This window comes from Streptomyces sp. NPDC127084 (assembly GCF_042724175.1).
GTDB lineage: Bacteria > Actinomycetota > Actinomycetes > Streptomycetales > Streptomycetaceae > Streptomyces.
Window position 1 is genome coordinate 49374 of sequence record NZ_JBHXFA010000021.1, and the last position, 6000, is coordinate 55373.

Annotated in this window: 4 protein-coding genes; 2 read left to right on the top strand and 2 right to left on the bottom strand. The window is 69.9% G+C overall.

Going from position 1 to position 6000, the window contains the following annotated elements:
• The first annotated feature begins 197 nt into the window (after window positions 1–197).
• Window positions 198–665 carry an ATP-binding protein gene (locus ACFWI9_RS07905; protein ID WP_387159724.1) on the top strand — a complete coding sequence of 156 codons (468 nt, stop codon included), beginning with the start codon at window positions 198–200 and terminating at the stop codon, window positions 663–665.
• A 102-nt stretch (window positions 666–767) separates the two neighbouring features.
• Here ACFWI9_RS07905 and ACFWI9_RS07910 read toward each other — a convergent pair whose 3' ends face one another.
• On the bottom strand, window positions 768–2249 hold the full coding sequence (locus ACFWI9_RS07910) for an aminopeptidase P family protein (RefSeq protein WP_387159726.1): 1482 nt from the start codon (window positions 2247–2249) through the stop codon (window positions 768–770).
• A gap of 86 nt (window positions 2250–2335) precedes the next feature.
• On the bottom strand, window positions 2336–3940 hold the full coding sequence (locus tag ACFWI9_RS07915) for a PP2C family protein-serine/threonine phosphatase (protein WP_387159743.1): 1605 nt from the start codon (window positions 3938–3940) through the stop codon (window positions 2336–2338).
• A 714-nt stretch (window positions 3941–4654) separates the two neighbouring features.
• Here ACFWI9_RS07915 and ACFWI9_RS07920 point away from each other — a divergent pair.
• A complete protein-coding gene (locus ACFWI9_RS07920) occupies window positions 4655–5437 on the top strand; it encodes a bifunctional DNA primase/polymerase (RefSeq protein WP_387159728.1) in 783 nt (260 codons plus the stop codon).
• The last annotated feature ends 563 nt before the right edge of the window (window positions 5438–6000 follow it).

Sequence of the window (6000 nt, forward strand, 5' to 3'; positions counted from 1 at the left end):
CCCCCTCGTACCGACCTCATGCCCCGGTGCGCGCCACCCCGGACGCGGGCGTAACCGGCTCTCGTACCCCGGTGTGGGCCACCTTCGCGTCGGCCGAATGAGGGGCAATGCCGTCTCTCGGCTCAAAGAGGCGCTTACGAACGGTGCAGGGCGGCAATACGTATCGGTATGTCGAGCCGCAGCCAGGAGGCTGGAGCATGAGCATCTGGTGGACCCTCCACTTGCGGCGCGAGGCTGCGAGCGTTCCGCTCGCCCGTCGTCTCCTTCTCGGCACGATGGAGACCGCGGGCGTCGATCCCGATATCTCCTACGACTTGTCGGTCGCGCTGAGCGAGGCATGCGCCAATGCCGTGGAGCACGGCGGCGGCGACGCGCGGACCGGTGCGCCATCGGCGGCGTACCGGGTGACGGCTTACCTCGACGGGGAGAAATGCCTGATCGAGGTGGCGGACTCGGGCCCGGGTTTCCCCGTCAGCCGGGCGGCGGCCCCGTACGCACCTCTCGCCAATGGATCCTCCCTGTCCGCCGAGTCAGGGCGGGGCCTTTGTCTGATCGAGCAGCTCGCCGACCATGTCCACTTCGGGAACAGGCCGGGGCGTGGAGCTGTGGTGAGCTTCGACAAGATCCTCAAATGGCGGGAGGACGCCCTGCTCAGAGTCACCTGAGCGGGCGCCCTCCGAAAGCCGCGGCGTCCCGTCCGATCGTGGAGCCGGGCGCGGTGGTCGGCCCGGTGAGGCCGGACCCGGCCGTCAGGCTGTCAGGCCGTGTCAGCCATTGAGTCGCGCCATCCATGCCTCGACCTCGTCGGCTTGCCGCGGCAGCGCCTCCGACAGGTTCCGGTTGCCGTCCTCCGTGACGAGGATGTCGTCCTCGATCCGGACACCGATACCGCGGTACTCGGCCGGCACGGTCAGATCATCGGCCTGGAAATACAGACCCGGCTCCACGGTCAGGCACATACCCGGTTCCAGGGTGGTGTCCACGTACCGCTCGGTCCGCGCGGCGGCACAGTCGTGTACGTCCATGCCGAGCATGTGGCCGGTGCCGTGCAGGGTCCAGCGGCGCTGGAGGCCGAGCTCCAGGACCTTCTCCACGTCCATGTCGCCGAGCAGTCCCCACTCCACCAGCCGGGTGGCGAGCACGCGCTGCGCGGCGTCATGGAAGTCCCGGAAAGCGGCGCCGGGACGCACCGCGGCGATTCCGGCTTCCTGGGCCTCGTGGACGGCGTCGTAGATCTTGCGCTGGAGCGGGGTGAAGCGGCCGTTGATCGGCAGGGTGCGGGTGACATCCGCGGTGTAGAGCTCCGTGGTCTCGACGCCCGCGTCAAGCAGGAGCAGCTCACCGGAGCGGACGGCACCGTCGTTGCGCACCCAGTGCAGGGTGGTGGCGTGCGGTCCGGCGGCGCAGATCGAGCCGTAGCCGACGTCGTTCCCCTCGACGCGGGCGCGCAGGAAGAACGTTCCCTCGATGTAGCGCTCGCTGGTGGCCTCGGCACGGTCGAGGACCTTGACGACGTCCTCGAAGCCGCGAGCGGTGGAGTCGCAGGCCTTCTGGAGCTCGGCGATCTCGAAGGCGTCCTTGACCAGCCGGGCTTCGGAGAGGAAGACCCGCAGCTCCTCGTCGCGCTCGGCGGTGACCTTGTCGGTCAGGGCCGCCTCGATGGCGGCGTCATGCCCGCGGACGGCGCGGACCGGGCCGGTCGCCTCGCGCAGCCGCTCCGGGAGTTCGCGGACGTCCTTCGCCGGGATGCCCAGCAGCTGCTCGGCTTCGGCCAGCGAGTGGCGGCGGCCTACCCACAGCTCGCCCTGGCCATCCAGCCAGAACTCGCCGTTCTCGCGGTTGGAGCGGGGCAGCAGGTAAATGGTCGCCTTGTGGCCGCCGGTGCCATCCGAGCCGGCCGCCACCGGCTCCATGACGAGGACGCCGTCCTCGCTCTGGTCACCGGTGAGATACGCGTACTCGGTCGAGGCCCGGAAGGCGTACTCGGTGTCGTTGGAACGGGTCCGCAGGTTCCCCGCGGGGATGACGAGACGCTCACCAGGGAAGTGCGCGGACAGTGCGGCGCGGCGGCGGGCGGTGTGCTCAGCTTGTGCGATCGGCTCCAGGCCGTGCAGCTCGGTGTCGGCCCAGCCGGACTTCATGTTCTCCGCGAGCTCGTCGGAGACCTCCGCGTACAGACCGTTCTTGCGCTGCTTGATCGGCTCTTCGCCCGACTCTTCCGGGGTCTCCGGAGTGAGCTCCTCTGCCACGGGTCCGCCTCCTTTTGGTACGCCACTGAACCCTCACCCATCGTACGGGCGTGCGGAAGAGCGTCAGCTCTGCCGAGTGGGGGCCGTCACTCGAACCAGGCGGCCAGCATCACCACGTCCTCGGCGGCGCCGCACCCGTCGGCCCCGCTCGTCCCCTGCCCTGACTCCGGCCCCTCGGCGTCGGGCCCCGGCAGCGAAGCCCCCGGCAGTGCGGTCCGCAGCACATGGTCGACGACCGCCGCCGGGTCGTCCCGCAGGGCCCTCGGCACACTCGCCGCCGCCGAGTGCAGCCGCGCGAAGGCCCGGTCCATGGAGTCCCCGGTACGTCGGAGCAGCCCGTCGGAGTAGAGAAGCACCGTTTCTCCGGGAGCGGGTGAGAACTCCACGCTCGGTGCCTCCCAGCAGGCCAGCATCCCCAGGGGCGCCGACAGCGAGGTCTCCACGAACTCGGTCCGCCTGGTGCTGGTGATCAGCGGCGGGGTGTGCCCGGCCCCGGCGAGTACGACCTTGCGCAGTGCGGGCTCGCAGTAGGCGAACAACGCCGTCGCCGAGCGGGCCGGTTCCGTCAGCCGCAGCAGCAGCTCGAGGTCGGAGAGTACGGCGACGGGGTCCTCGCCCTCCATCACCGCGTACGCCCGCAGGCTGGCGCGGAGCCGTCCCATCGCGGCCAGGGCACTCGGGCCCGACCCGGACACCGCGCCGACGGCCAGCCCCAGCGCGCCCTCGGGCAGTGGCAGCGCGTCGTACCACTCGCCGCCGCCGCGCGATCCCCTCAGATGGCGGGCGGCGAGCCGCACTCCGGGCACCCGGGGCAGCCGGCTGGGCAGCAGCTCCTCGGTGATGGTGGCCAGCCGCCGCCGCGCCCGGTCCAGTTCGAGCAGCCGGGCCAGATGCTCGGTGGCGTAGCGTCCGTACAGGCCGACGAGATGGCGCTGCCGTTCGACCGGCTCCGCCGGCTCGTCGTAGAACCAGACGGCCACGCCCAGCTTTCCCGCCTCCTGGGTCGCCAGCGGCAGGGCGTAGCTCGCGGCATAGCCGAGGCGGGCGGCGACCTCGCGCAGCCGTGGGTCCAGGCCCTCGTCCCGGAACAGGTCGGCCTGGGCGACCGCGCCGGGAACCGAGGTCGGGGCTCCGTCGAGGATCCGGCCGTGGGGGGTGGCGCTGCGGGGGACGGTCTCGATGTGGCCGAGGTCGGCGTGAGCGAGGCCCAGACCGGTGGTGATGGCGGGGCCGCGACCCTCGGGGGGTTCGAGTACGACCATGCCCCGCCGGGCGCCGACCAGGGCGGCCCCCGCGCGCAGGAGTTCGTCGAGGGCGTCGTCCAGGGTCGCGGTCCTGGCGAGACGCTCGGTGAGTTCGTGCAGGGTGGTGAGGTCGGATACCCAGCTCGCGAGCCGGTCCTGGATCAGTGCTCCGGGGCCGATGGCCGGAACGGGGCCACGGTCGGCGGCGGTGAGGGCTTCGGCGGCGGTCAGGGAGGCGGAAGCGTGCGCCTGCTTGTGCGCCGCAGTGTGCGCGGGATCGTGAGTGGATGAATTGATTCCGGCCACTTTCGGCAGGTGAGGGGTGCTCATGGCTGCGGGCTTTCCGGCTGGCGCGTTTCGGCCAATAGCATCGCAAACCCCCATGTCGCGCTGCTCCGCTATCAATGCATCCACATCTACACGTACTCGTGAGGGGATGTCCAGCATTGTCCTCGCGGAATCGCTGGTGTCCACGGGGTGTTCGAGAGGTTGCCGTGCGGGAGGGAACCGGGAGAAATCTGGCCAAAAATTGCCTCAGATGACAGTCGATTGCGGTCGACTGAGCGCGTTCGAGAGGCCGAACCTCCCGGAGCGGACGCCGTAAGGCGGTGTTCCAGGAGGAGCGTCTTTCCGAGCGCGTTGGGTACGTACATTACGTACACGGTGATGGCCAGGGGTAGTTGAGACGGCCCTGGAACCTGGCGGGGAGCCCGGGCGTCTTAACCGCCGAGGCCGCCGCGCCCCATCCCTGGCGGCGGGACCAGTTCCACGGGACAGCAAAGCGCCATGCATGCGCCACCCCTCGCCATGCGTTTAATGGACACAGCCCATCTCGTTCGGCCCATGCGGTGCTCCTTGCCGCAGCTCATGCCTGTGGCAAGTCCACGGTGCGAGGTGGTGACGGCCGACTTGGACGCACAGCGAGACATACAGACGCACGTCACGTACAGACATATGTACGGCCACACACGTACGAGCACACGGCGAGTCGTACGGCGGTACGCGAGTAGGACGCGCACGAAATGCGCGCTGGACACACAGCGCCATGCATGACCGTTCGCACGGTAGTACGCAGCAGTACGTACAGCGGCACGCACAGTGAAGTGACGCACACATGGTGTCATGTGGCCCTCGGCGTTCAACGGAAAGGAACGAGCGCTCATGCGCGAGATCCCTGGAAGGCGACGCAGGCTCTGGTTCCGGCAGGACCGGGAGAACCTTCAGGACCGGGAGAACCGGGAGAACCGGCAGGACCGGGAGAACCGGCGGAGCCGGGAGAACCGGCGAACGGGGACGCCTGCCCTGCTCGAAACGGCGCTCGTCTGCGCCACGGAGTGGCACTGGCCGGTGCTCCCCGGAGTGGGGCTCGGGCCCGAAAGGCGCGGGGAGCGGGCGCGCGGCTGCGCCTGCCCCGATCCCGAGTGCGTCGTTCCCGGCGCGCATCCCTTCGACCCCGGAATCCTCGCGGCGACCACCGACGAACGCATGGTGCGCTGGTGGTGGACCAACCGCCCCAAGGCTCCGATCGTGCTGGCGACAGGCGGCCGGGCCCCCTGCGCGGTGAGCCTGCCCGCTGCGGCGGGGGCACGGGCGCTGGCCGCGCTCGATCGGATGGGCATTCGACTCGGCCCGATCGTAGCCACACCGACCCGCTGGTCGCTGCTGGTGGCTCCGTACTCGATGGAACGGCTGGGCGAGTTGCTGCACGCCAAGGACAGCGTGCCCGGCTCGCTCCGATTCCATGGCGGTGGCGGCTATCTGGTGCTGCCCCCGTCGGAGGCGGGTGCGGGGCCGGTGCACTGGGTGCGCGCGCCGCTGCCCGGGTCGGCGCGGCCCTGGCTGCCGGATGTGGAGGCGGTCGTCGACGCGCTGGTCGAGGCGAGCGTGCCGGCCGACGGGTTCAGCCCCCCGGAGGCGGGCGACGGGGCGTGGCTCAGCTACTGAGCACGCGGGTCACTCGCCGGGCGCCTGGTTGCTACTGAGCCTGGTGCGGTGTTCGCAAGAGGGCGTGGCAGTCGCGAATTCTGGCTGGAATCGATATGCCTCTACCGCGCCCTTTGCCGCGCCTATGCCTCGTTGTCACGCGGAAGCGGCGGACGAGCCCCGACAGGAACAGCGAGTGCGTCGCCGTGGGGTCGGCCGCAGCTGCGAAAGACCGTCGAGACCAACCTGGGAACACCCTGTGTGAAGACGGTGGCTATGTGCCGGTCATCGAGTTCGGGGATGAGCGAGTTCCGTGCGCAGTTCGCGGATCACAAGGCTCTGCTGGGCTCTCGGAGAAGAGTCGCGCCACTGCGCAGCGTGAGCAACTGGTCTGCCTTCAGCGGGAGTTGACAGAGGCTGACGGACTCGACGGAAGCTGGGGCCGATCGGCGGATGCGGGGGCCCGTATTCCGGAAATAGCGGCGCGCCGGGGGGGGGGGCGGGGGGTGGGGACCCCCCGCCCCCGAGCGCGAAAGTTAAAAAATATCATGAGTTTGGAATAAGATATTAGGGATTTGGGGAAG

Coding starts and splice junctions, on each gene's coding strand:
- ACFWI9_RS07905 (WP_387159724.1), top strand. CDS start 198: ATGAGCATCTGGTGGACCCTCCACTTGCGGCGCGAGGCTGCGAGCGTT.
- ACFWI9_RS07915 (WP_387159743.1), bottom strand. CDS start 3,940: ATGCTGGACATCCCCTCACGAGTACGTGTAGATGTGGATGCATTGATA.
- ACFWI9_RS07920 (WP_387159728.1), top strand. CDS start 4,655: ATGCGCGAGATCCCTGGAAGGCGACGCAGGCTCTGGTTCCGGCAGGAC.